We start from the raw sequence: 24,454 nt of genomic DNA on the forward strand, positions 1-24,454 counted from the left end.
GGGATCGGCGAGCCGTCCGTTCAGGTCAAGGGCTGGACCCCGAAGTTCAGCGGCATGCGGGATGCGTCTCGATGTCCCGAATGTCGACGATCCGGCCATCCGCGGACGCGGTCTGGATGCACAGACCCGACGCAGGAAGGTAATAGACGCCGTACAATGTGTCGCCCGAGGAGCAGGAGTCCACGTTCCTGAAACCGCGCGCGGTCAGTTCGTCGAATGCGGCGACGCCGTCCATCCCCTCTATGCCCGTGATGCCGCCCCGGTGCGACGCTGGCGAGCCGTGACCGGCATGCGCATGCCCCGTGACGGAAATCGCCAGTTCGTACGATCCGCTTTCGCCGCGCCTTGCGCTGGAGCGCATCTGATAGACGCGAATCTCGTAGGGGCCGGACTGAGACAGCGCGCCGGAAAAGCTGTCGCCCTCGGTACTGCCGATGAAAATCGCTTCCGCGTCGCTGCCCGGTGGAAGCACATTGAAGAAGACGATGTTCGATCCGGTCATCCTGATCGACATCACCTGTCCGGCCCGTGCCCTGACCACATAGTCGCGTATCTGATCGCCGCTGATGGTGCCGCTGACATGGGTGCCCGCGCTGCCCCTTGGAAAAGCGATGTCGCTGGTGGCGATCTGCGCCATGGCCTGCCAGCCCAGCGGCGCGGCGGCCAGCGCGCAGACAGCGACGGCAAGCACCAGCGTTTCATCCCGGCACTCTTCCCATCGCAATCCGACTCGGCAAGAAGGCCATGCTATGTCTGGACCCATGATCGGGCCAGAAGAATAGTTCGAATTCAAATCTTCCGCAGCACAATCGCCGCGCGGTTCACTTCGCCTTGTAGACCTGCGCGTCGCCGGGAAAGCTGCGCGAGCGGACTTCCGCCGCAAATTCGCCGGCAGTGTCGGAAATGATCCTGGCCAGGTCGTTGTAGCGTTTGACGAAGCGCGGCGTGCGCTCGAACATGCCCAGCATGTCCTCGGCCACCAGCACCTGGCCGTCGCATTGAGCCGATCCGCCGATGCCGATGGTCGGCACCGCAAGCTCGCGCGTCAGCGTGATGGCGATATCCTCCACCACGCCCTCGACCACTACGGCAAAGGCGCCCGCATCGGCTACAGCCTTGCCGTCTTCCACGATCCTGGCTTCCTCGACCTCGCTCCGCCCGCGGGCCATGTAGCCGCCCAGCGCGTTCACCGCCTGCGGGGTCAGCCCGACATGGCCCATCACCGGAATACCGCGCTGCGACAGGAAGCGCACCGTCTCGGCCATGGCGACGCCGCCTTCCAGCTTCACCGCCGCCGCGCCGGTTTCGGCCATGATGCGGCTGGCGCTGGCAAAGGCCTGCTGCGGCGAGGCTTCGTAGCTGCCGAAGGGCATGTCGATCACGACCAGCGAGTGATAGGACCCGCGCACCACCGCCGCACCGTGGGCGACCATCATGTCCAGCGTGACGGGCAGGGTCGAAGGCAGGCCATAGATCACCTGTCCCAGCGAATCCCCGACCAGCAATATGTCGCAGTGCGCATCCAGCAATTGCGCCATGCGGGCGGTATAGGCGGTCAGCATGACCAGCGGCTCTTCGGTCGTGCCGTCATTCTTGCGCTGCATGACCTTGGGCACCGTCAGCCGCTTCATCGGGGCGGGCGTGGGATTGGCGCGGCTGGTCGCGGTGTCGAGCTGGAAGGTCGTTGACATGGCCGCTTTCTAGCCGCGCGCCGGCTTGCTGGAAAGGCCCGTGGACGACCGGCAATGTGGACGCGCGGACGCCGCGGGTTCCCAGCAGGCATTTCGTCTCTATAAGTCGGGTCGGTTACATGTGAAACGGAGGGATAGATGGCTGGTGCGACTGGACAGGCCGGTGAACAGGGCTGGTCCTCGCGGACGGCGTTCCTGCTGGCCGCGATCGGAGCGGCTGTCGGGCTGGGCAATATCTGGCGGTTCCCGACACTGGCCGGAGAGAACGGGGGCGGCGCCTTCGTGCTGGTCTATATCGCCTGCGTCTTCCTGATCGGCCTGCCGCTGGTCCTGTCGGAAGTGATGATCGGACGCACCGGGCGCGAGGATGCCGCCGGCTCCATCGCGCGGGTGGCGGAACGATCGGGCGTATCCACCAAATGGAGCGTGTTCGGCGGGATCGAGATCCTTGCAGCCTTCCTGATCCTGTCGTTCTATTCGGTCGTGGCCGGCTGGGCGATCTATTACGTGTTCGTGATGATCGGCGATGTCGCTTCCTCGATCGGGTCGGGGGCTCCGTTCGGTCCCGCGTTCCAGGGCGAGGCGCAGGACGTGATCACCGGCCGCATGGGCACTCTGTTCGGCAGCCTTGGCACGATGATCGGGATGCACACGATCTTTATGGTCGTCACGGTGCTGATCGTCGCCAACGGCGTCCACGACGGGATCGAGAAGGCGGCGGGCACTCTGATGCCGGCGTTCTTCGTCCTGCTGGTCGCGATCACGATCTATGGCGCCTTCACCGGCGAATTCGCGCAGGCCGTGAAGTTCCTGTTCACGCCCGATTTCTCGCAGCTGACCCCCACCGCCGTGAACGAGGCGCTGGGTCAGGCGCTGTTCTCGCTTTCGCTGGGGTCGGCGGCGCTGATCACCTATGGCGCCTATGTCGGAGACGACGTTAAGCTGGCGCCGACCGCGGGCATGATCGCGGCGGCCGATACGGGCGTGGCCATCCTGTCGGGCCTGATGATTTTCCCCATCGTCTTTGCGGTCGGGCTGGATCCCGCGGCGGGTCCGGTGCTGGTGTTCCAGTCGCTGCCAGTCGCATTCTCGCAGATGCCGGCGGGTTCGCTGATCGGGTTGGCGTTTTTCGTGCTGATCTTCTTTGCCGCGTTGACCAGCTCGATCTCGCTGCTGGAAGGGCCGGTGGCGTGGGTGATCGACCGTTTCGGGCTCAAGCGGCTTCATGCCGCGCTCGTGGTGGGCGGCGGCGCCTATCTGATCGGGCTGCTGTGCGCGATGGGCTATAACGTGCTGTCTGATGTTCGCCCGCTCTGGTTCTGGGACATCTTCGCCAGCAACGACATCCTGGATACGATCGACGGAGTGACGGGCAAGATCATGCTGCCGCTGGCCGCATTGGGCGTGTCGCTGTTCATCGGGTGGCGGGCCGATCGCAGGCTTGTCGCTGCGGAAACCGGATTGTCGGCGGGAATGCTGACCCTTTACCGGTTCGTGATGGCATGGCTGGCACCGCTGGCGGTTTTCCTGATCCTGCTGTTCGGCCTGTTCCCCGGCCTCCTGGGATCCGCATAGCAAAAGGGCCGCCCTTTTGGGGGCGGCCCGCTGATCGTCACGGACGCTGTTTCCTACAGGGTCGTTTCGGTATGGTTCTTGCCGACATCGTCGGTGACATCCATGCCCAGCATCATCTTGGCCACGTTGGTCAGGCCCAGATCGCCGTCCCAGATGGTGGCATCGCCAAGATCCATGCGGATCATCAGCAGCTTGGGATCCGACTTGCCCTCGGGGAACCATGCCTCGACGGTGTTGTCCCACTGCTTTTCCAGGCGTTCGCGGCTGTTTTCCTCGACCAGATTGCCGTGGAAGCGGGCGAAGATCTTGTGGTCCTTGGATGCAAAGCTGACATTTGCCGGGCCCATCCTGGCGAAGCGGTTGTCCTTGTAGGTGAAGAACCAGATCGCGTGATTGGCATCCTTGTCGAGCTGCGCGGTCATGGGGGCGCTGCTGTCCGGATCGTCGTCCAGCTGCAGCATCACGAACGGGGAGGAAGCCATGGCCTTCCAGAATTTGTGCTTCAGCTCGTCGGGGTTGCCTTCTTCGTATTTCATGGGGTTGTCCTTCGGTTCCGTTGGTCCTTGCCCTTGCAACGGACAGAGCGGGCGGCCGTTCCGTTTTCCTCTTCGGACAATGGACGCGAGGGTAGGAACATAATAAGAACATAAACCGTTCCCATTCCCGATTCGCCTTGCTGCACGGAGCCTGTCATCACCCATTCCCCCGCCTTCGATGCCGATGCCGGCCAGCTTCCGGAAGGGGTTTTTCCCGCTGCGGAACTGTCCGCCGCGCACTGGCTGGAAGGCGGGCCGGGAGAGGGTCTTTCCCGCGAAAGCATGGCCCAGGGGCAGGGCTGGAATCCAGCCATCGCCTTTCGCGGGGCGGGAGAGATATTCGCCCCCGCTGACGAAGGGGCGGGGGCGGCGCTGGCGCTGGAACTGGCGCGCGCCGCGCCGCGGCCTTTGCACGAACATGCCCTGAAAGAGGTGAAGGACGAGCGCGCGTTTCTGTGGGTGCAGGATGCCTCGGCCATTCGCGCAGGGGGCAGGCCTTTTCTGCCCGGACTGCCGCGCGACCTGGCGCACCGGCTGATCCATGTGACGGCCCGGACGGCAGAGGATGCGCTGTTCGCCCTGGAAGAAGGCGTGCGTTGCCGCGACCTGGCCTTCGTGATCGGAGAGATCGCGGGCAATCCCCGCGCGCTGGACTTCACCGCTTCGCGCCGGCTGGTGCTGGCGGCGGAACGGCACCGCGTGCCGCTGTGGCTGGTGCGCGTGGATGCAAGGCGCGACCTTGGCGCGGCGCGCATGCGGTGGGACGTGCGTTCCGCCGCATCGCAGCCATCGCGCTGGAACCCGCAGGCGCCGGGCCTGCCCGGCTGGCGGGGTGAATTGTTCCGGGCGCGCGGCCTGCGTCCGGGCGCATGGTGGATCAGGCCCGAACCGGCCCATGCTGACGGAGGGGGCGATGGGGAAGCAATCCTCTCCGCCCGCCCGGTCGATCGCGATGCCGCCGACCAGCGATCGCACGCCCAATCGGCGCGTGCTGGCGATCTGGTGCGCGCGGCTGTCGATCGATCGCTGGCGGCAGGCTGAGACAAGCGGCGGGGAGGAACCCGATACCCCGCTCGCCCTGATCATCGAGACTGCCCACGGCCCCCGCATCACCGCCACGACCCGCGCGGCGGAAGCGGCGGGCGTGCGTACCGGCACCATGCTGGCCGACGCGCGCGCCATCTGTCCCGCGCTGGAAGTGCGCCCCGCCGATCCGGCGGGCGATCTTGCCTTCCTGGAACGTCTGGCCGTCTGGGCGCAGCGCTGGGGCCCGTGGAGCGCGCTGGACCCGCCCGACGGGGTGATCGTCGACATCACCGGGGCGGCCCATCTCTTCGGCGGCGAGCAGCGCCTGCTGGACGATGCGGCGCGCGTGTCCCGGGCGCGCGGGCTCAGCGTGCGGCTGGCCATCGCTCCCACGGCGGGCGCGGCCTGGGCGCTCGCGCATTTCGGCGCGGTGCGCGCTGGCACAGGTGGGCTGGTGCTGGCCGAGGGTGAGGATATCGAGGCCAGCCTGGCGCAATTGCCGATCGCGGCCTTGCGGCTGGACGACGATGTGCTGCTGGTGCTCCGCCGCCTGGGGCTGAAGCGGCTGGGCGATCTGGACGGGATCGGCCGGGATGCGCTGTCGCGCCGTTTCCGCAACCGCCGGTCGGCGATGGCCAATCCGCTGATGCGGCGCGACCAGATGATCGGCCTGGTGCCCGAACCGATGCTGCCGGTGGTCGAGACGCCGCCCGCCATGGTGCAATTGCGCCTGATGGAGCCGATCCGCCACCTGCCTTTGCTCGAAACGGTGCTTTCCGACCTGGCGGCGGCCATGATGCGCAAGCTGGAAGGGCGGGGCGAAGGTGCGCGCCGGCTTGAACTGGCCTGCTGGCGCGTGGATGGAGAAGTGGTGATCCGCACGCTGGAACTGGCCGCATCCACGCGCGATGCGGCCCATGTCTGCCGCCTGTTTGCCGAGCGCATCGCCACCATCGATGCCGGGCTGGGCATCGAGATGGCACGGCTTGTCACGCGCTGGGCCGAGCCATTGCAACTGGCGCAGGCCGATCTCGATGCTTCGGCGCAGGTGCATGGCACCAGCCTTGCGGCCTGTGTCGACAGGCTGACGTCGCGGCTGGGGGCGCAGGCCGTGCGGCGGCCCGTCGCCCATGCCAGCCATGTGCCCGAACGCGCCCAGCGCTGGCAGGCGCCGCTGGCCCCCTTGCCGGCAGGGCAGGAAAGCTTCGCCTTCCACGCTCGCCCGCTCAAGCTGCTGGACAGGGCGGAGATGATCGCGGTGCTCTATGCCACGCCCGATGGCCTGCCCCAGCGCTTTCGCTGGCGCGACAAGGTGCATGACGTGATGCGCGCCGAGGGGCCCGAACGGATCGCCCCGGAATGGTGGCGCGAAAAGGGCTCTGCGCGGCTGCGCGACTATTACCGGATCGAGGACCGCGAGGGGCGGCGCTTCTGGATCTATCGGCTGGGCCTGATCGGCGACGGGCGGGGCAATGCGCCCGACTGGTACATGCAGGGACTGTTCGCATGAGCGGCGCGATTGACAGGAAGCTCCACTCCAAAAACGAAAATGGACGACGAGGCCGAAACCTCGCCGTCCACACACGGAGGCCTTCCGTGCTATCGATCCGATCCAAGAAGGCGCAGAGAATACCGCATCCTTCGAGAGCGGCGTTTGACCCATTATCCGCCCGTTCGCCGCGAAAAGCCAGAAAATAGTTAACAAGTGCTGATAGCTTTTTCGAGGCATGAAGCTCGGCATCGGTGATGGCTTTGTCTATCCCATTGATCTGACTGGACTTTCAGAAATCCATATTTGTCTGGCCATGCATCCGGTGAGAACGTATAGTGAACACCGGAGTCGCACATGATACAGAAAACGATAATCGAAAGACTGAAGGTGCTGGCGGATGCCGCCAAATATGATGCGTCCTGCGCATCGTCGGGCACGAACAAACGTGACAGCCGCGGGGGCAAGGGCATCGGGTCCACCGAAGGCATGGGCATCTGCCATGCCTATGCACCCGACGGGCGGTGTATCTCGCTGCTCAAGCTGCTGCTGACCAATCATTGCATCTTCGATTGCCACTACTGCGTGAACCGCAAGAGCTCGAACGTGGAGCGGGCGCGCTTCACGCCGCAGGAAGTGGCCGATCTGACGATCTCGTTCTACAAGCGCAATTATATCGAGGGGCTGTTCCTGTCCTCGGGCATCATCCGCAATTCCGACCACACGATGGAGCAGCTGGTCGAAACCGCGCGCATCCTGCGCGAGGAGCATGATTTCCGCGGCTACATCCACCTCAAGACCATTCCCGAGGCCGATGCAGAAATCGTGCGCCGCGCCGGGCTCTATGCCGACCGGGTGTCGATCAATGTCGAACTGCCCACCGTGGCCGGGCTGGTGCGGCTGGCGCCCGACAAGAATGCGCAGACCATCGATGGCGCGATGGGCACGATGAACGATGCCATCACCGAGGCGCGCGACGCGAAGAAGCGCTTTCGCCATGCGCCCCGCTATGCACCCGCGGGCCAGTCGACCCAGATGATCGTCGGGGCCGACGGAGCCAGCGATGCCGATATCGTCAATCGGGCCAGCGCGCTTTACGGCCAGCACCGGCTGCGGCGCGTCTATTACTCGGCCTTCAGCCCCATTCCCGATGCCAGCGCGGTGCTGCCGCTGAGGCGCCCGCCGCTGATCCGCGAGCATCGGCTGTACCAGTCGGACTGGCTGATGCGCTTCTACGGCTATTCGCCGGGCGAGGTGGCGCAGGCCGCCGGTGCGGATGGCATGCTGCCGCTGGACATCGATCCCAAGCTGGCCTGGGCGCTGAAGTTTCGCGAAAGCTTTCCGGTCGATGTGAACCGCGCGCCAAAGGAAGCGCTGCTGCGGGTGCCGGGGCTGGGTACGCGCGGGGTGGGGCAGATCCTCAGCGCGCGGCGGCATCGCACCCTGCGGCTGGACGATATCGCGAAGCTGACCGTGTCGGTGGCCAAGCTGCGGCCCTTCATCGTCACGGCCGACTGGCGGCCCGTGACGCTGACCGACCGGGCCGATCTGAAGGCGCTGGTCGCCCCCGATGCGGGGCGGCAACTGGACCTGTTCGCGGCATGACGGCGCTTCAGCATGTCAGGCTGGGTGCCTATCACGTGGTGCCGATGGCCGCGCCGGACGATTTCGGCGAATGGCGCGATCATGCGCGGCGCATGGTCATGGCCGACGTTCCGCCCGACCGCATCGCATGGACCGAACCGGGCGGCCCGGCGGGCAATCTGTTCACCCATGGCGACCGCCGCCTGCCCGTGCCCGACAGGGACGCCGCGCAGCCGCGCGTATCGCGCCGCTTCATGGAAATCGCGAAGACGGTCATCATGCATTCCGATCCGGAACGCTTTGGCCTGCTCTACCGCGTGCTGTGGCGGCTGCAGTCGAAACCGCGGCTGATCGAGGATGCGGCCGATGGCGACATCCGCGCCATGGCCGACATGGCGCGCGCGGTCCGGCGCGACATTCACAAAATGCGCGCCTTCCTGCGCTTCCGCGAGGTCGAGCATGAGGAGGGCGAGTATTTCGTCGCCTGGTTCGAACCGTTCCACCACATCCTGCGCCACAACGCGGGGTTCTTCACGCGCCGCTTCGCCAACATGCGCTGGTCGATCCTGACCCCGCGCGGCAGCCTGCACTGGGACGGCGAGACGCTGCGCGAAGGCCCCGCCGCCACGCGCGCCGATGCGCCCACCGGCGATCCGGTGGAGGAGATGTGGCGCGGCTATTACGCATCCATTTTCAATCCGGCGCGTTTGAAGATCGGGGCCATGCTAAAGGAAATGCCCCGCAAGTACTGGAAGAACATGCCCGAGGCGCAGCTCATTCCCGAACTCGTCGCGGGCGCGCAGGCGCGAGAGGCGGCGATGGTATCGGCAGGTGCGATGGATGAGGAAGAGCGGCCTGAAACGCTGGACGCGGTGGACAAGGCAATCCACGCCTGCAGCCGCTGCCCGATCGGCGAACTGCACAACACGGCGGTAATGGGCGAGGGGCCTGCAGGCGCGCCGCTGATGATCGTGGGCGAACAGCCCGGCGATAACGAGGATCTGCAGGGCCGCCCCTTCGTCGGTCCGGCCGGGCAATTGCTGGACGTGCATCTCGAACAGGTGGGGATCGACCGCAAGGCTGCCTATGTCACCAATGCGGTCAAGCATTTCAAATATGTGCAGCGCGGCAAGCGCCGCCTGCACCAGTCGCCCGCCGCCAAGGAAATCGACATCTGCCGCTGGTGGGTGGAGGCCGAGCGGTCGATCGTGAAGCCGGGGCTCGTGCTGGCGATGGGGGCCAGCGCGGCACGCGCCATGCTGGGCAAGACGGTCTCGATCACCAAGGCGCGGGGCAAGCCGATCGAGCTGGAGGATGGCAGCGAGCTGTGGGTGACCGCGCACCCATCCTACCTGCTCCGCCTGGAAGGGGCCGCGCGCGAGGAACAGACGCGCCTGTTCGACCAGGATCTGGCTGCCGTCGCAGCGCGGCTGAAGGCGCTGGCATGACGCGTGTGCACGCGGCCCGCTGTGGAGAGCCTGTGGACAAGCCTGTGCGCAGACCTGCGGAAATCCATGTGGACAGGCCGGGACAGCATGGGGAAACCTGTGCATGCCCGCGCGGCTAGGGCCGTCATCGTGCCGCCATGCCCGACGCCCCGCTTACGCCCGACCGCCGCCGGATCGATGTCGATCCCGATGCGATAGACACGCCCGAAAGAGCCCCTTTCGTCGAGCTGGGGCTGGTGTCGTGCTTTACCTTCCTGCGCGGCGCGTCGGATGCGGTCGATCTGATCACGACGGCGCGTGCACTTCGCTATGACGCGATCGGGATAGCCGATGCCAATTCGCTGGCAGGCGTGGTGCGCATCCATACCGAGGCGGAAACCCTGCGTCTGCGCCCCGTCATCGGCGCGCGGATCGAGACCGTGGAGGGCCTGGCGTTCCTCGCCTATCCCGAAACCCGCGCGGCCTATGGCCGGCTGGCGCGCCTTATCAGCCAGGGGCGCATGCAGACCTTGTCCGGCGACTGGCAGGACAAGGGCGTGTGCGAGATCGACCTGGCCATGCTGGCAGACCATGCCGCCGATGACGGGGGCGGGGCACTTCACCTGATCGCCATGCCACCGCCCGATCTGGATGGGAACATTGCGGTCAGCCTGCCCGGCAATGTCGTTCCGATGGATGGCAGCGTGCCCGAACCGGCCCAGCGGGGGCTTAGCTTTGCCCGGCTTGTGCCGCATCTGGGCGCAATGTTGCCATCCTTGCGCCATATCGCGGTCAGCCACTTGTACTGCGGGGACGATGTCGCGCGGATCGAACGGCTGGATATTCTCGCCCGGGACAACGGGCTGTCGATCCTGGCGACCAATGACGTGCATTACCATGCGCCGGACCGGCGTCCGCTGCAGGACGTGATGACCGCGATCCGTCACAAGACGACGGTGGCCAAGGCGGGCCACCTGCTGCACGCCAATGCCGAACGGCATCTGAAATCGCCGCGCGAGATGCAGCGATTGTTCGCCCGCTGGCCGCATGCGATCGCCGCCGCGCGCGATCTTGCGGATCGCTGCCGCTTCAGCCTGAACGAACTGCGCTACGAATATCCAGACGAGATATATCCCGGCGATCGCACCCCGCAGCAGCATCTGGAAGTGCTGACCTGGGAAGGGGCCGAACGCCGCTATCCGGACGGTCTGCCCGAGGCGATCCGCGCGGTGGTGGTGCGCGAACTGGCATTGATCGAGAAGCTGGACCTGGCCCGCTATTTCCTGACCATCAAGGACATCGTCGATTTCGCGCGCAACGTCGATCCGCCGATCCTGTGCCAGGGGCGTGGGTCCGCGGCCAATTCGGCGGTGTGCTATTGCCTTGAAATCACCGCCGTCGATCCAGCGCGCCACGCCCTGCTATTCGACCGCTTCATTTCCGAGGAGCGCAAGGAACCGCCCGACATCGACGTTGATTTCGAGCATGAGCGGCGCGAGGAAGTGATCCAGCACATCTACGAAAAATACGGGCGCCACCGCGCGGGGCTGTGCGCCACCGTCATCCATTACCGCCCGCGCATGGCTATCCGCGAAGTGGGCAAGGCGATGGGCCTGTCCGAGGATGTGACCGCGAAGCTCGCCGGCACCGTCTGGGGCGGCTGGGGGCGCGAGATCGGCGAGGCGCATGTGGCCGAGACCGGCATGGACATCAGCGATCCGCATCTGCGGCGGGTGCTGGCGCTTACCCAGCAGATGATCGGCATGCCGCGCCATCTGTCGCAGCATGTCGGCGGCTTCATCCTGACCCAGGGCGCGCTGACCGAGACGGTGCCGATCGGCAATGGCGCGATGCCCGATCGCAGCTTCATCGAATGGGACAAGGACGATATCGAGGCGCTGGGCATATTGAAGGTCGACGTACTGGCGCTGGGCATGCTGACCTGCATCCGCAAATGCCTCGACGAAGTGGCCGATCACCATGGCCGTGCGCTGACGCTGGCCACTGTCCCGCGCGAGGATCCCGAGACCTATGCGATGCTGCGGCGGGGGGATTCGCTGGGCGTGTTCCAGGTGGAGAGCCGGGCCCAGATGAACATGCTGCCCCGCCTGCGCCCGCGCGAGTTCTATGACCTTGTCATCCAGGTCGCCATCGTGCGCCCCGGCCCGATCCAGGGCGACATGGTGCATCCCTATCTCAAGCGCCGGCGCGGAGAGGAGCGGGTGGAAATCCCCGCTCCGGGCCCCGCGCACGGGCCGCCCGACGAGCTGTCCAGCATCCTGGGCAGAACGCTGGGCGTGCCGATCTTCCAGGAACAGGCGATGAAGATCGCGCTGGATGCCGCCAAGTTCTCGTCGGCCGAGGCGAACCGGCTGCGCAAGGCGATGGCGACCTTCCGCTCGCGCGGCATGGTGGACGAACTGCAGGACATGATGGTCGAGCGCATGGTGGAGCGCGGCTATGACCTCGAATTCGCGCAGCGCTGCTTCAACCAGATCCGCGGCTTCGGCGAATATGGCTTTCCCGAAAGCCATGCCGCCAGCTTCGCGCATCTGGTCTATGTGTCCAGCTGGCTGAAATGCCATTACCCGGCGGCCTTCGCCTGCGCGCTGCTCAATTCTCAGCCGATGGGTTTCTACGCCCCCGCACAGATCGTGCGCGACGCGGCGGAGCATGGGGTGGAGGTGAGGCCTGCAGACGTGAACCTGTCGCAATGGGATTGCACGCTTGAACCGGCGGCGAACGGGCGCGTGGCGCTGCGGCTGGGGATGCGGCAGGTGGACGGGCTGCCCGAACATGTCGCCGCCCGGTTGATCGCTGCACGCGAGGATCACGGGAATTTCCAGGACGTCGCCGCCCTGCGCGAGCGGTCCGGCATTCCTGCCGCCCACGTCGAGCGGCTGGCCAGCGCCGATGCCTTCACCTCTCTGCGGCTGACCCGCAGGCAGGCCTTGTGGGATGCGCGCTCCATCGTTTCGGCCCCGCCGCTTCCCCTGTTCGAGGCCGCGCGCGCCCGCGACGAGGGTGCGGAGGCCGTTCCGGCCATCCTGCCCGCCATGCCATTGTCCGAGGAAGTGGTCGCCGATTACCAGACGATGCGCCTGTCGCTGAAGGCGCATCCCATGGCCTTCCTGCGCGCGGGCCTTGCCGAACGCGGCTTCATCCGTGCCTGCGACCTGCGCGAGCGCAAATACCGGTCGAACGTGCAGGTGGCGGGCGTCGTGCTGATCCGCCAGCGCCCCGGCAGCGCCAAGGGCGTGTGCTTCATCACGCTGGAGGACGAGACCGGGGTGATCAACCTGGTCGTCTGGCCGCATCTGAAGGAGAAATATCGCAAGGTGGTGATGGGCGCGCGGCTGATGGAAGTGCGCGGGCGCGTCGAGTATGACGACGATGTCGTCCATGTGATCGTGCAGCACATGGTGGACGCCAACCACACGCTGCATGCGCTGTCGGACGACATGATGCCGACCGCCATGGCGCGGGCCGATCACGTGGCCAGCCCGCTGCCCGACAAGGCCGGCCCGCGCGACAATCTGCGCGACGATTTCCCCCGCCCGGCGCCCGATACCGCCCCCGATGGCGCGGCGCTGCCGATCGATCCGTGGGAGCCGCCGCCTGCAGGCAACCGCGAATGCGGCTTCCAGGGGCGCCATCCGCGCGATGTGCGGATCATTCCGCGGATACTTCCGCCTTCCCGGGACTTTCACTGAAGTGAAGATCCAGAAGCGCCTGCCCGCCCGCCCGTTTCGCATCGACCGGATCGCCATGATCCTGCTTGGCCTGCTGGCTCTGCTGGCGGGCGCGCATGGCTGGTTCAAGGCACATCCCGAACATGACCCGCGCGCTCCGCTCGACCTGGATGGTCCGGAAGGCTGGGCGACATCGACCAAGCTGGCCGCGCTGCGCGGCGATGCAGCGATGTGCCGCAAAGCGCTGGAAAGGGTCGGGGTGGAATTCACCTCGCTGGCCCCCGCGGGCGAGGGCGCATGTCGGCGCGAGGACAGGCTGCGTATCGCAGGCAGCGAGGAGCGCGGGCTGGTGCTGACCCCAGCGATCAACGAGGCAAGCTGCCCGGTCAATGCGGCGATGGTCTGGTGGATGCGCCACCGCGTGCAACCGGCGGCAGAGGAATCGCTGGGCAGCCGCGTGGCCAGCCTGCAGCAGCTTGGCACCTATAGCTGCCGCCGCGTCAATGGCGCTTCGACCGGCGGGTGGAGTGAACATGCGACCGCCAATGCGATCGATATCTCGGGCTTCACGCTGGAGGATGGGCGGGTGCTGACCCTGACCGAAGACTGGTCGAGCGACGAGCCGCAGGATCCGGAAGCTGCCTTTCTGCGCGCGGCGCGGAACGGCGCATGCGATGTGTTCGGAACCGTGCTGTCGCCGGAGTATAACGCGCTTCATGCCGATCATCTTCATCTGGACCAGGCGGCGCGCGGTTATGGCAGTTACTGCCGTTGAAAGGAGGAAGCGGGTGCGACCCATACCCGCCCTCGTTGGTCGTAATCAGTCGCGGAACTTCATGGACCGCAACAGCATCGAGCCGACCAGTTCGCGGTAATCTGCGCGCTGGCCGGATGCTTGCTCCATCTGCGTCGTGGTCATCGCCAGGTGCTGGCGATAGGCGGCGGCGCGCGCTTCCTCCTGTTCCGGCGTTTCCCATTCGGTCCAGCGCGTGAGCAGATAGACGTCGGGCTCGCCCTTGCGCGGGAAGGAATTGATCAGCACTTCGTATCCGGTGATCCAGCCCTGCTCCAGCGCGAATTCCTGGCCCTTGCGCCACATGCCGGCAAGATGGTTGGCATAGTCCAGGCTATGGCCGTCATCGATCTCGATACCAGACACCTCGACATATTCGCCGCTCGTGAATGGCCACTCATCCTGAGCCATGGCAAGTTGCGGGCAGGCAAACGCCATCGTCGCCGCAATCAGCGGCGTGAGTAACTTGACAGTTCTCATCTGTTTTCCCCTTGATGGAACCTGTGCGAAAGGCACAAGTCTCCCTCGGGCAATCCCGATATACTAGCGGTTTTACGGTAATGTGCCCGAGAAAGGGGAGGCTGCTCTTCGGTTAATCTTATGTCAATCTTGCAACGCAGCAAAAACGACTAGGCCGCTTCGAAGGCGTAACCTGCGGAGCGGACGGTGCGGACTGGATCCTTGCTACCCTCGACGGTCAAGCCCTTGCGAAGGCGGCGAATATGCACGTCGACCGTTCGCAGTTCGATGTCGCTGCCGGTGCCCCAGACCGCGTCGAGCAATTGTCCGCGGCTGAAGACGCGGCCGGGATGTTCCATGAAAAAGCGCAGCAGACGAAATTCGGTCGGCCCCAGCTGCAGCGAATGACCGCGGCGGGTGGCCTTGTGGCTGGTGGCGTCGAGCTTGATGTCGCCGACTTCCAGCATTTCGCCGGCAAGGGCGGGGCGCACCCGGCGCAGGACCGCACCGACGCGCGCGATCAGCTCGCGCGGAGAGAAGGGTTTGGTCACGTAATCGTCGGCGCCCGTTTCCAGGCCGCGGATGCGGTCGTCCTCGCTGCCGCGCGCGGTCAGCATGACGATGGGGACATGCGCCGTTTCCTTGTCGCGGCGCAGGCGGCGGCAGATTTCGATACCGCTGGTGCCTTCGACCATCCAGTCCAGAATGACGAGGTCGGGGGCCTGCTCGTCGGCCAGGATCAGCGCTTCGTCACCGTCGCCGGTGACATGCACTTCGTAACCCTCGGCCTCGAACCGGTATTGCAGCAGTTCGGCAAGCGAGAGATCGTCTTCGACGAGAAGCAGGCGCGGTGCGGGCACGTCTTCGGATCCTTGTTAGTGGCAGTCAGTCACTCCCTCACACGCTATTTATTACCAGCATATGACAGGGAGTTGAAACTTGTGCGACTGGGATCCGACGATCAGCCCTCGTGATCCTCGCGGTCGGGCGGATAGATGCCCGTGGCGGAGAAATGCACCATTTCAGCGACATTGGTCGCATGATCGCCCACCCGCTCGATATTGCGGGCGACGAACAGCAATTGCGCGGCGCTGCCGATGGTGGCGGGATTCTCGACCATGTGGGTCACGACATTGCGGAAGATGCTGTCATAGAACGCATCGACGCGCGCATCGCGGGCGATCACTTCCTTGGCCAGCATCGGATCGCGCGCGGCATAGGCAGTCAGCACGTCATGCACCATCTCGACCGCGATCTCGCCCATGGCGGGGATCAGCGCCAGCGGCTCGAATCGGCGGCGCCCCTCGATCCGGTTGACGCGCTTCGCGATGTTCTTGGCGTAATCGCCGATCCGTTCCACCACGCCGGCGATCTTCAGCGCTGCGATCACCTCGCGCAGGTCGTCAGCCATGGGTGCGCGCAGGGCGATGGTGCGAACCGCCAGCCGGTCGATTTCCATCTCCAGCGTGTCGATTTCCTTGTCGCGGGCGATGACCCGGTTGCCCAGTTCCTCGTCGCCATTCACGATGGCATCGAGCGATTCCTGGACCGACAGCTCGGCAAGGCCGCCCATCTCGGCAACCAGCCCGCGCAGGCGAGTGATGTCTTCCTCGAACGCTTTGACCGTGTGTTCCATAATCAGCCGTAGCGCCCCGTGATATAGTCCTTCGTCCGTTCCTCGCGCGGATTGGTGAAGATGTCACTTGTCTTGCCGTATTCGACCATCTTTCCCATGTGGAAAAACGCGGTCCGCTGCGACACGCGCGCGGCCTGCTGCATCGAATGGGTGACGATCACGATGGCATAGCGTCCGCGCAATTCGTCGATCAATTCCTCGATACGCGCGGTCGCGATGGGGTCGAGCGCGGAACACGGTTCGTCCATCAGGATCACTTCGGGATCGACCGCGATGGCGCGCGCGATGCACAGGCGCTGCTGCTGCCCGCCCGAAAGCGCGGTGCCCGAATCGGCAAGCCGGTCCTTCACCTCTTCCCACAGGCCGGCGCGCTGCAGCGATTCCTCGACGATGCGGTCCATTTCGGCCTTGCTGGAGGCCAGGCCGTGGATGCGCGGGCCGTAGGCGATGTTCTCGTAGATCGACTTGGGGAACGGGTTCGGCTTCTGGAACACCATTCCGACGCGTGCACGCAGCTGCACTACGTCCATGCGCGAGCGGTAGATATCCTCGCCGTCCAGCAGTATCTCACCCTCGACCCGGGCGCTGGCGATCGTGTCGTTCATGCGGTTGAGAGAGCGCAGGAACGTCGACTTGCCGCAACCCGACGGGCCGATGAACGCGGTCACATAGCGCGTGTGAACATCGATCGACACATCGTCGATCGCCTTCTTGTCCCCGTAGAAAACCGAGACGCCATGCGCCGAGATCTTCGGCTTGGCGGCGGCGGCGGTCTGCGTGGTGGCTTCGGCCGTGTTCTGTTCTGGCATGGTCATCTTCATTTGACGGTCTCAAGAATTACCAGCGGCGTTCAAACTTGTTCCGCAGGTAGATGGCGAGGCCGTTCATGGCCAGCAGGAACAGCAATAGCACGATGATGGCGGCAGAGGTACGCTCGACGAAGCCGCGATCGATCTCGTCAGACCACAGGAAGATCTGGACGGGCAGGACACTGGACGGAGAGGTGAAGCCATCGGGCGGCGTGGCGACGAAGGCGCGCATGCCGATCATCAGCAGCGGGGCGGTTTCGCCGAGGGCGCGCGCCATGCCGATGATCGTGCCGGTCAGGATCCCGGGCAGGGCCAGCGGCAGGACATGGTGGAACACGACCTGCACCGGCGACGCGCCGATCGCCAGTGCACCGTCGCGGATCGACGGCGGCACCGACTTGATGGCATTGCGGCCGCTGATCACGATAACCGGCATCGTCATCAGCGCCAGCGTCATGCCGCCGATGATCGGCGCGGACCGCAGGTTGGGGAAGATCCACAGGAAGACCGCAAGACCCAGCAGGCCGAAGATGATCGAGGGCACGGCGGCAAGGTTGTTGATCGACACCTCGATGATGTCGGTCCACTTGTTCTTGGGGGCGTATTCCTCGAGATAGACGGCCGCCAGCACGCCGATGGGAAAGGCCAGAACCAGCGTGACGATCATCGTCAGCAGCGATCCTTTAAGCGCGCCCCAGATGCCGGCCTCTTGCGGATCGGTGGCGTCGGCGCGAGCAAGGAAACCCCAGTCGAAGGCGCGGGTCAGCACGCCTTCATCCTTCAGGCGTGCAGCCATCGCCTGCAGTTCGGCAGGACCTTCGCCGCGATAGGCAGCCGCCAGATCCTCGTCCACCGGCAGGGACACCGTAGCCTGGCCGTCCAGCATGTCGGGATCGGACGCGATCTTCGCGGCCAGATCGCGCGCTGCGCCGCCGCCCAGCTCGTCCGCCACATCCGCGCCATAGGCCTGCGTCGCCGCGTATTGCAGCGCATCGCCAAGCCCGGCCGAGCGCAGCACGTTCTCGGCACCCGGCTGGTCGAGCTGGCTGCGGTCGATGGCAAGGCCCAGCTCGGCGAAGTCGATCGGCACCTTCATTTCGGCGCGCGTGAAACCGGCGATGCCGTTCGACGTCATCGCCACCAGCAGCACTGCCAGCACCGCGACCGAGATCAGCACCGAGAACATCGCCGCCAGCTTGAAGCGCCGCTCTGCCGCATAGCGGTTCTTCAGCCGTTTCTCGAGCCGTGCGTTGCGCTGGGCGCGCTGCCGGTCGATATCGGCGACGTCCGAGGGAGAGGCGGTGTTCATCGCATCCTTACTCATAGGCTTCGCGGTAGCGCTTCACCACGCGCAGCGCGATGAAGTTCAGCGCCAGCGTCACGGCGAACAGCACCATGCCAAGTGCGAAGGCCGACAGCGTGGCCGGGTGGTCGAAGCTGCCTTCGCCCGTCAGCATGGCGACGATCTGGTACGTCACCGTGGTCATGCTCTCCAGCGGATTGCCGGTAAGATTGGCCGATGCGCCCGCGGCCATGACCACGATCATGGTTTCGCCGATGGCGCGCGACACCGCCAGCATGACGCCGGCCACGATTCCGGGAAGCGCGGCGGGGACCAGCACCTTGCGGATCGTTTCCGATTGCGTCGCGCCCATGGCCAGGCTGCCGTCGCGCATCGCGGCGGGGACGGCGGCAATCGAATCGTCGGCCATCGATGACACGAAGGGAATGATCATCACCCCCATGATCAGGCCGGCGGCCAGCGCGCTTTCGCTGCTGGCGCTGGAAATGCCGATGCCTTGCGCGACATCGCGGATGAAGGGCGCCACGGTCAGCGCGGCGAAATAGCCATAGACCACCGTCGGCACGCCAGCCAGAATCTCGAGGATGGGCTTCAGCCACCGGCGCAGCGTGGGCGAGGCATATTGCGTCAGATAGATCGCGCTGCCCATGCCGAGCGGGATGGCGACGATCATCGCGATGATGGCGCCGATATAGATCGTCCCCCAGAACAGGGGCAGGGCGCCGTAATCCTCTCCCGCGGCATAGGCGGGATCGCGCATCGGGTCGGGCGACCAGTGCGTGCCGAACAGGAAGTCGATCGGATTGACCATGCCGAAGAAGCGCGCGGTCTCGAAGATCAGCGATGCCAGGATGCCGAAAGTCGTCAGGATGGCCACCAGCGATGCCAGCAGCAGCAGGCCCATGATCATCCGCTCTACCCGGGTGCGGGCGGTGAAGTCGGGCCGCAGCTTGAGGAAGGCGAACGCGCCTCCGGCAAATCCGGCCACGAGGGTAACGACCAGTCCGATGATCCCATAGCGCGAGAGCGCCGCGCGGGCGGGTTCGACCAGCGGCTGTGCGCGCGGATCGAAGACCGCCTGCATGTCGCCCCTGGCAACTGCGATCGCCTCGCCCAAGACCGTGTTTCGCGCCAGGCCGAACGGCGGCAGCGCGTCGGCGGCAGGGTGGGACAGCATCGCCTGCAGCACCAGCTGCGGGCTGACCGCGCTCCAGATCAGGGCCAGTAGGATGGCGGGGACGAACGCCCACAGCGCAACGTACCAGGCATGATAGCTGGGCAGGGAATGCAGGCGCTGCGCACCCTTCGCGCCGAACGCATAAGCCCGCGAGCGAGCCGCCAGCCACCCGGCCAAGCCAAGGCCGAGTGCGAGAAGGACGAGAATTGCTGGCGACATCGCTAGGGTATTAGGCTCGCTTTATTGCAGATCCGTGGCTTGAATCGTCGGAAGATTCGAAGCCACCTCGGCGTTGCGGGCTGCCACCTCGGGCGTGGAGGCGATCATGCCCTTGCTCGTAAGCAGGCCGTCCTTGCCCCAGTTCTCGGCCCAAGTCGAGAGATACTCCTTGAGACCGGGCACGGCTTCCACATGCTGCTTCTTGACGTAGATATACAGCGGGCGGGCGCCGGGATAATCGCCGCTGGCGATATTTTCATAGGTCGGCTCGAAGCCGCCCAGGCTAAGGCCGCGCAGCTTGTCGTTGTTTTCCTCGAGGAAGGAATAGCCGAACACGCCGATCGCCTTGGGGTTCGTCGCCAGCTTCTGCACGATCAGATTGTCGTTCTCGCCCTGCTCTACAAAAGCGCCGTCGTCGCGGACCTCGGTGCAGATCTGCTCATAGCGGTCCTCGTCCGATTCCTTCATCGCGGCGACGGACGGATCGGTGTTGCAGCCCTCGGTCAGGATCAGCTCGGCCAGCGCGTCGCGCGTGCCCGACGTCGGCGGGGGGCCATAGACCAGGATCGGCTCGTTGGGGAACGAGGGGTCGATGTCCGACCAGTTCTTCGCGGTCTGCGGCTTGCCATAGGGCTCCGCTGCCAGTGCCTCGTAAACCTGGGCCGGGGTCAGCGAGAAATTCTGACCTTCCATCGATTCGGCGATCGCGATGCCGTCAAGGCCGACCTGAAGCTCGACCACTTCGGTCACGCCATTGGCCATGCAGGTCTCCATTTCCGAAGGCTTCATGCGGCGCGATGCATTGGCGATGTCGGGATACTGCGTGCCCACGCCGCCGCAGAACAGCTTGAAGCCGCCGCCGGTCCCGGTCGATTCGACGATCGGGGACGAGAACTGCGGATAGGTGCGGCTGAATTCCTCGGCCGCGGCCTTGGCGAACGGATAGACGGTGGAGGAGCCCACCGCCTTGATCTGGTCGCGGCCGGCGGACTGCGGGCCGCCGCACGCTGCAAGGGTGGCGGCCGAAAGCGCGGCCAGCAGGAGGGGCTTCGTCATGCGCATGAAAAAATTTCCTTTCGAATCGCACGCGCCAATATGGACTGCATATGACAGTTATGTGACACCGGCGCGGTGCAACGGATCCAAATCGTTGATTGTTCAGGCTTTAGGGCCGCAAGTTTTCGCTAGAAATCCAGCTGCGCCCGGGCGCTTAGGCTGTGCACGCCGTAATCATTATCGCCGCTTGCGGTCGGGATGACGGCACTGTCGTAATCGATATATGCATAGTTCATCAAAAAGCGCGTGTAGTCGGTCGGCGTCCACACCAGGGAGGCACCGTACAGGTTCTGCTCCCCGCCCGCGATATCGGCTTCCTGAAGGTCGAGGTAGTCGTAGCGGAGGTTGAACTGCAGCGCGCCGAAGCCGCCTTCGTTAAGCGGGTTGGTGGGCCTGATGCGGTCGAACACGCCCTTCCTGTACCCGCGCCGATCGCCCGGGGTCAGGAAGTAGCCGATCTCGGCATAGCCGCCAAAGAAAGTCGGATCGGCGAAGTCGGCCCGCTCGACATGCTGCCAGAAGGCTTCGCCCGCGACGTGGAACCGGCCCATGATGGCGGCGGCTTCGGCCCCGATTCCGGTCTCGCTGTCCGCCGAAAAGTCGCCGGTGTCGACAAAGCGGGTGCGCGGCGGCCGCGCGAGGGGCCGCTGGCTGTAGCGCAGGCTGTCGGTCAGCCCGTCGAGGTCGGTGTAGTGCACCGATCCGCCGACATGAAGCTGCGTGCTGCCAATTCTGGGTGTGTAGGCGATCCGCAGGTCGCCGCCCTCGTTTCGGTTGTCCGGCGCTTCGATATTGTCGGTGAACAGCCCGCCCTGGACCAGGAAGTCGTCCTGGAAATATTGCGCCGACACGCCGATCCGGCGCTCGAACACGAATGCGTCGGTGAAGGCCGCCCGTTCGATGAACGAAGTGTGCAGGCTGCTGCTGAGCTCTTCCATCGACTGGAAAGTGTTGTGCTGGCCGACCATGAAGGTGACGGGGCCGCTGCGATGGCTGATCGTCGCGTCCATCACGACCGCTTCGCCGCTGCCGACCTCTATGCCCAGGTCATAGCCGAAATTGCCGGGGACCTCGCCCTCGAACTCGACGCGAAGCCGGCGGGCGCCGCTGGAAAATCCTTCGTCGCGGCCCGTGCTTTCGGGAGCATCGATATAGGCCGCGTCATAGTTCAGGCGGCCGCTGACGCCAAAGCTCCAGCCATCGGGGTGCGACAGTTCGGGGCCGCCGTTCCATGCGATGGTGGTCTGCGGCGCTTCCTCGGCGGGCAAGGGCTCAGCCTGTGCGGCGGCGAGGGCGGCCTGTTCTGCCGCGACGGCATCGGCCGGAATCGCCCCGTTCGCTTTTGCCGAACGGGTTCTGGCCAGCTCGCCCTCCAGCTCCTCGATCCGCGTGTTCATGGCATCCATGGCGGCGCGCATTGCCGAAAGTTCGGATTGCATGGCCTGGATCGCGCGATCGTCCTGCTGCGCATGGGCTGCGGGAGAGGCGGCGATCATGGCCAGGCCGGCGACGGAAACGGTGAGTGCACGTTGCATGGGATTACACTTTGATGACAGTTGGATGACCACTTGCCGACGCCCCTATGACCGACCGGTGACAGTTTTGTTACATCACTCGTAACAGGCAGCGCTTACCGTGCCGAACCGGCGGAACTCTGCGGGATCGCAGTGAAAAATTTTCCGCGGCGGAAACCGGGTTGCGGTCAGGCGACCGTTTTTTTCGGCCGCTTCGATTCGTCTTCCACGTGCCGCGGCAATCTTACCGTGATCGTGGTGCCTACGCCGAGTTCGCTCGCGATATCCAGCCGTCCGCGATGACGCTCGACGATATGCTTCACGATGGCGAGGCCCAGGCCCGTTCCGCCCGCCGCGCGGCTGCGCCCGGGATCGGTTCGATAGAAACGCCGGGTAAGGTGGGGCAGATGCTCGGGCGCGATACCCTCGCCGCGGTCGGCCACTTTCATCTCGAAACTGGCGTCGCCGGGCTTGACCGTCACCCGGACTGGCTCGGTCTTCGAGCCGTATTTCATCGCATTGTCGATCAGGTTGCGGGTCAGCTGGTCCAGCTGCTGCGTATCGCCCCTGACAGGCATCGGACGCGGATCGACGTCGAGAATCACCCGGTCCTTGCCATGCAGCGAGGTCACGGTCGACACGACATGTTCGGTCAGTTCGCGCAGGTCCAGCACGGTCGGGGGCAGGTCGTGCTTGCCCGCCTCGACCCGCGACAGGCTCATCAGATCCTCGACCAGCGCCTGCAGCCGTTTCGCTTCCTTGGCCACGATTTCCAGGAATCGATGCCGGGTCGCAGGCTTCATCGCGTGCCCGTCGTCCGCGTCGGCCTCCAGCATCGTCTCGACATAGCCGATGATGGAGGACAGGGGCGTGCGCAGTTCATGGCTGGCATTGGCGACGAAATCGGTGTGCGCGCGGCTGATGTCGGCCTCTGCCGTACGGTTGACCAGTTCGATCGTGGTGCGCGCATTGTCGACGGGGCGAACCGATACGTTCCAGATCGATCGCGGACCGGACAATCCCTTGATCGTCGCGCTGCCGCCTTCGGCGCTGTCGATCAGGCGGATCGCTTCGGGATGGCGGATCGCGACGCGCGAATCCTGGCCCAGGATATGCGGGCCCAGAACCTCGCGCGCGGCGCGGTTGGCGATGCTGATGCGCCCCTTTTCCATCATCAGATAGGGCTGGGACAAGGGCTCGATCAGTTCGCGCGTCTGCTCGGGATCCAGCGTGCCGCGGGCGGGCGGCTCGGGCGCGGGCGGGGGATCGCGGCGACGCAGGAACAGCGAGCAGACCCAGACCAGCAGGATCGCGCCGACCAGCGCGCCATCATAGGTCGTGACCCAGATGCCGATCGCCCCCATCAGCGCGAGCAATATTCCGCCCCACGGCAGTCCCGCCATGCTCATCGTCCGGCTCGATCGGGGGTGGTCGGGAATCGGGGCGGTGCACGCAACATCCGTCGCTCGATAGTCAGCGGCGGCGCAATGCGCCAGTCCGAAGCAGGCCTCTGTCGCCCGGTTGTCAGCCTATCGCAGCAATGCGACGGCGTCGTGCGAACCCAGCACCAGAACCGCCATGACGAACAGCGCCGTGCAGATCGTCAATCGGCCGGGGCGCGAATTGGCAAATCCCGCGGCAACCCCGATCGCATCGGCGGCGAAGGCCCAGATCGCGGCGAATGCGACGATCATCGTGCCCAGCGAGGTAAGCGCCCATTCGCCGCCTGCCTGGCCCAGCAGCGCCAGCAGCGCGCCAAAGGCCGCCAGCAGCGCGGCCATCGTCCGGCGCCTGGCGCGGCTTATCCCGCCGCGCCGCACGACCAATCCCGACCGCCGAAGCGAATCGTACAGATCGTCCGCCGTTTCGGCGTTTCCACATGTCGGACAGCCAGCGACGGTGCCTCTGGCTTGTCGGCATGTCGCGCAAACCGCTCGCCTGAATCGCATCTCGGCCCCCTCCGCTGAAGACGGGAAGAATAGACAGCACGAAACCGAATTCGTTAACAACCTCGAAAGAATGAGGGCCTTCGGGCAATCTGGAGCCAGGCCGCAAGCTGGCCGCGAGTCGATCCGGACAACGCCGATGCGCAAGCGACTGAATCCCGGCGAGTCCGCGAACACCGACGGTCTGGCACCCAGCACCGCCTGGCCAGCCCGCGCAGATGCTCATAAAGGATTACCCACCATGGCTGAGCAGGCGCTTTACGAGCAATGCGCGCGATAAGGCGCTGCCCAAGGGCAGGCATGCAGACCGTGAATCTGGTGGAAGTGGTGCCGGTCATGGTGACCCCTACGGGAATCGAACCCGTGTTTCAGCCGTGAGAGGGCCGCGTCCTGACCGCTAGACGAAGGGGCCATGCTGTGAAGCAAGGCCGCACCTTGGTGACCCCTACGGGAATCGAACCCGTGTTTCAGCCGTGAAAGGGCCGCGTCCTAACCGCTAGACGAAGGGGCCTCCGTGGTGCG

20 protein-coding genes and 2 tRNA genes are annotated in these 24,454 nt (G+C 65.3%); 7 read left to right on the forward strand and 15 right to left on the reverse strand.

Features of this window, described 5'->3' with window-relative positions; all coding sequences use genetic code 11:
• Positions 1-46: 46 nt before the first annotated feature.
• Together A9D14_RS04245 and panB are read right to left on the reverse strand one after the other, a co-directional pair.
• Entirely contained in the window at positions 47-691 is a 645-nt protein-coding gene (locus tag A9D14_RS04245) for a hypothetical protein (RefSeq protein WP_066843211.1), read from the reverse strand.
• A gap of 130 nt (positions 692-821) precedes the next feature.
• Positions 822-1,691 carry a 3-methyl-2-oxobutanoate hydroxymethyltransferase gene (gene panB / locus A9D14_RS04250; protein ID WP_066843212.1) on the reverse strand — a complete coding sequence of 290 codons (870 nt, stop codon included), beginning with the start codon at positions 1,689-1,691 and terminating at the stop codon, positions 822-824.
• A gap of 138 nt (positions 1,692-1,829) precedes the next feature.
• Between panB and A9D14_RS04255 the strand changes: the two genes are divergently transcribed.
• Complete coding sequence (locus A9D14_RS04255; protein WP_066843214.1) at positions 1,830-3,266, forward strand: sodium-dependent transporter; 1,437 nt, start codon at positions 1,830-1,832, stop codon at positions 3,264-3,266.
• Positions 3,267-3,319: 53 nt separating this feature from the next.
• Here A9D14_RS04255 and A9D14_RS04260 read toward each other — a convergent pair whose 3' ends face one another.
• Positions 3,320-3,802 (reverse strand): pyridoxamine 5'-phosphate oxidase family protein, encoded by a 483-nt coding sequence (locus tag A9D14_RS04260; RefSeq protein WP_066843216.1) that lies wholly within the window; start codon positions 3,800-3,802, stop codon positions 3,320-3,322.
• A 282-nt stretch (positions 3,803-4,084) separates the two neighbouring features.
• Here A9D14_RS04260 and A9D14_RS19775 point away from each other — a divergent pair, with 282 nt between their 5' ends.
• The 6 genes from A9D14_RS19775 to A9D14_RS04290 all read left to right on the forward strand — a co-directional run bounded on the left by A9D14_RS19775 (position 4,085) and on the right by A9D14_RS04290 (position 13,795).
• On the forward strand, positions 4,085-4,843 hold the full coding sequence (locus tag A9D14_RS19775; protein WP_083987623.1) for a hypothetical protein: 759 nt from the start codon (positions 4,085-4,087) through the stop codon (positions 4,841-4,843).
• Complete coding sequence (locus tag A9D14_RS04270) at positions 4,755-6,338, forward strand: Y-family DNA polymerase (RefSeq protein ID WP_066843218.1); 1,584 nt, start codon at positions 4,755-4,757, stop codon at positions 6,336-6,338. Before A9D14_RS19775 ends, A9D14_RS04270 begins: the two co-directional genes overlap by 89 nt.
• 336 nt (positions 6,339-6,674) lie before the next feature.
• Positions 6,675-7,922: a putative DNA modification/repair radical SAM protein gene (locus tag A9D14_RS04275; protein ID WP_066843220.1), complete on the forward strand. Its 1,248-nt coding sequence runs from the start codon at positions 6,675-6,677 to the stop codon at positions 7,920-7,922.
• Positions 7,919-9,349, forward strand: coding sequence for a UdgX family uracil-DNA binding protein (locus A9D14_RS04280; protein WP_066843223.1), 1,431 nt, complete (start codon positions 7,919-7,921; stop codon positions 9,347-9,349). Before A9D14_RS04275 ends, A9D14_RS04280 begins: the two co-directional genes overlap by 4 nt.
• A 137-nt stretch (positions 9,350-9,486) precedes the next feature.
• Complete coding sequence (locus A9D14_RS04285; protein ID WP_066843225.1) at positions 9,487-13,041, forward strand: error-prone DNA polymerase; 3,555 nt, start codon at positions 9,487-9,489, stop codon at positions 13,039-13,041.
• 1 nt (position 13,042) lies between these two features.
• Positions 13,043-13,795: an extensin-like domain-containing protein gene (locus A9D14_RS04290; RefSeq protein ID WP_232468761.1), complete on the forward strand. Its 753-nt coding sequence runs from the start codon at positions 13,043-13,045 to the stop codon at positions 13,793-13,795.
• 45 nt (positions 13,796-13,840) lie between these two features.
• Here the strand turns inward: A9D14_RS04290 and A9D14_RS04295 are convergent, their stop codons facing one another.
• From A9D14_RS04295 to A9D14_RS04350, 12 genes are all read right to left on the reverse strand, one after another.
• Positions 13,841-14,293, reverse strand: coding sequence for a hypothetical protein (locus A9D14_RS04295; RefSeq protein WP_066843227.1), 453 nt, complete (start codon positions 14,291-14,293; stop codon positions 13,841-13,843).
• Positions 14,294-14,442: 149 nt separating this feature from the next.
• Positions 14,443-15,132, reverse strand: coding sequence for a phosphate regulon transcriptional regulator PhoB (gene phoB, locus A9D14_RS04300; protein ID WP_066843228.1), 690 nt, complete (start codon positions 15,130-15,132; stop codon positions 14,443-14,445).
• Positions 15,133-15,233: 101 nt separating this feature from the next.
• Entirely contained in the window at positions 15,234-15,914 is a 681-nt protein-coding gene (gene phoU / locus A9D14_RS04305; protein ID WP_066843233.1) for a phosphate signaling complex protein PhoU, read from the reverse strand.
• Positions 15,911-16,717 carry a phosphate ABC transporter ATP-binding protein PstB gene (pstB, locus tag A9D14_RS04310; RefSeq protein ID WP_198302045.1) on the reverse strand — a complete coding sequence of 269 codons (807 nt, stop codon included), beginning with the start codon at positions 16,715-16,717 and terminating at the stop codon, positions 15,911-15,913. Before pstB ends, phoU begins: the two co-directional genes overlap by 4 nt.
• A gap of 28 nt (positions 16,718-16,745) precedes the next feature.
• Positions 16,746-18,041 (reverse strand): phosphate ABC transporter permease PstA, encoded by a 1,296-nt coding sequence (gene pstA / locus A9D14_RS04315; RefSeq protein WP_066843237.1) that lies wholly within the window; start codon positions 18,039-18,041, stop codon positions 16,746-16,748.
• The gene (gene pstC, locus A9D14_RS04320; protein WP_066843239.1) at positions 18,034-19,416 is read right to left on the reverse strand and encodes a phosphate ABC transporter permease subunit PstC; all 1,383 of its coding nucleotides are present in this window, start codon (positions 19,414-19,416) and stop codon (positions 18,034-18,036) included. Before pstC ends, pstA begins: the two co-directional genes overlap by 8 nt.
• Before the next feature lie 21 nt (positions 19,417-19,437).
• Positions 19,438-20,478 (reverse strand): substrate-binding domain-containing protein, encoded by a 1,041-nt coding sequence (locus A9D14_RS04325; RefSeq protein ID WP_066843241.1) that lies wholly within the window; start codon positions 20,476-20,478, stop codon positions 19,438-19,440.
• 122 nt (positions 20,479-20,600) lie between these two features.
• Positions 20,601-22,007, reverse strand: coding sequence for an OprO/OprP family phosphate-selective porin (locus A9D14_RS04330; RefSeq protein ID WP_066843244.1), 1,407 nt, complete (start codon positions 22,005-22,007; stop codon positions 20,601-20,603).
• A gap of 167 nt (positions 22,008-22,174) precedes the next feature.
• Positions 22,175-23,395 carry a sensor histidine kinase gene (locus A9D14_RS04335; RefSeq protein WP_066843246.1) on the reverse strand — a complete coding sequence of 407 codons (1,221 nt, stop codon included), beginning with the start codon at positions 23,393-23,395 and terminating at the stop codon, positions 22,175-22,177.
• A gap of 120 nt (positions 23,396-23,515) precedes the next feature.
• Positions 23,516-23,767, reverse strand: a complete 252-nt coding sequence (locus A9D14_RS04340) for a hypothetical protein (RefSeq protein ID WP_157668131.1) — start codon at positions 23,765-23,767, stop codon at positions 23,516-23,518.
• Between the two features lie 502 nt (positions 23,768-24,269).
• A tRNA-Glu gene (locus A9D14_RS04345) sits at positions 24,270-24,344 on the reverse strand.
• A gap of 24 nt (positions 24,345-24,368) precedes the next feature.
• Positions 24,369-24,443: transfer RNA gene (locus A9D14_RS04350), tRNA-Glu, on the reverse strand.
• Between the last annotated feature and the right edge of the window lie 11 nt (positions 24,444-24,454).

Origin of the sequence: Croceicoccus marinus, assembly GCF_001661675.2 — a bacterium.
GTDB lineage: Bacteria > Pseudomonadota > Alphaproteobacteria > Sphingomonadales > Sphingomonadaceae > Croceicoccus > Croceicoccus marinus.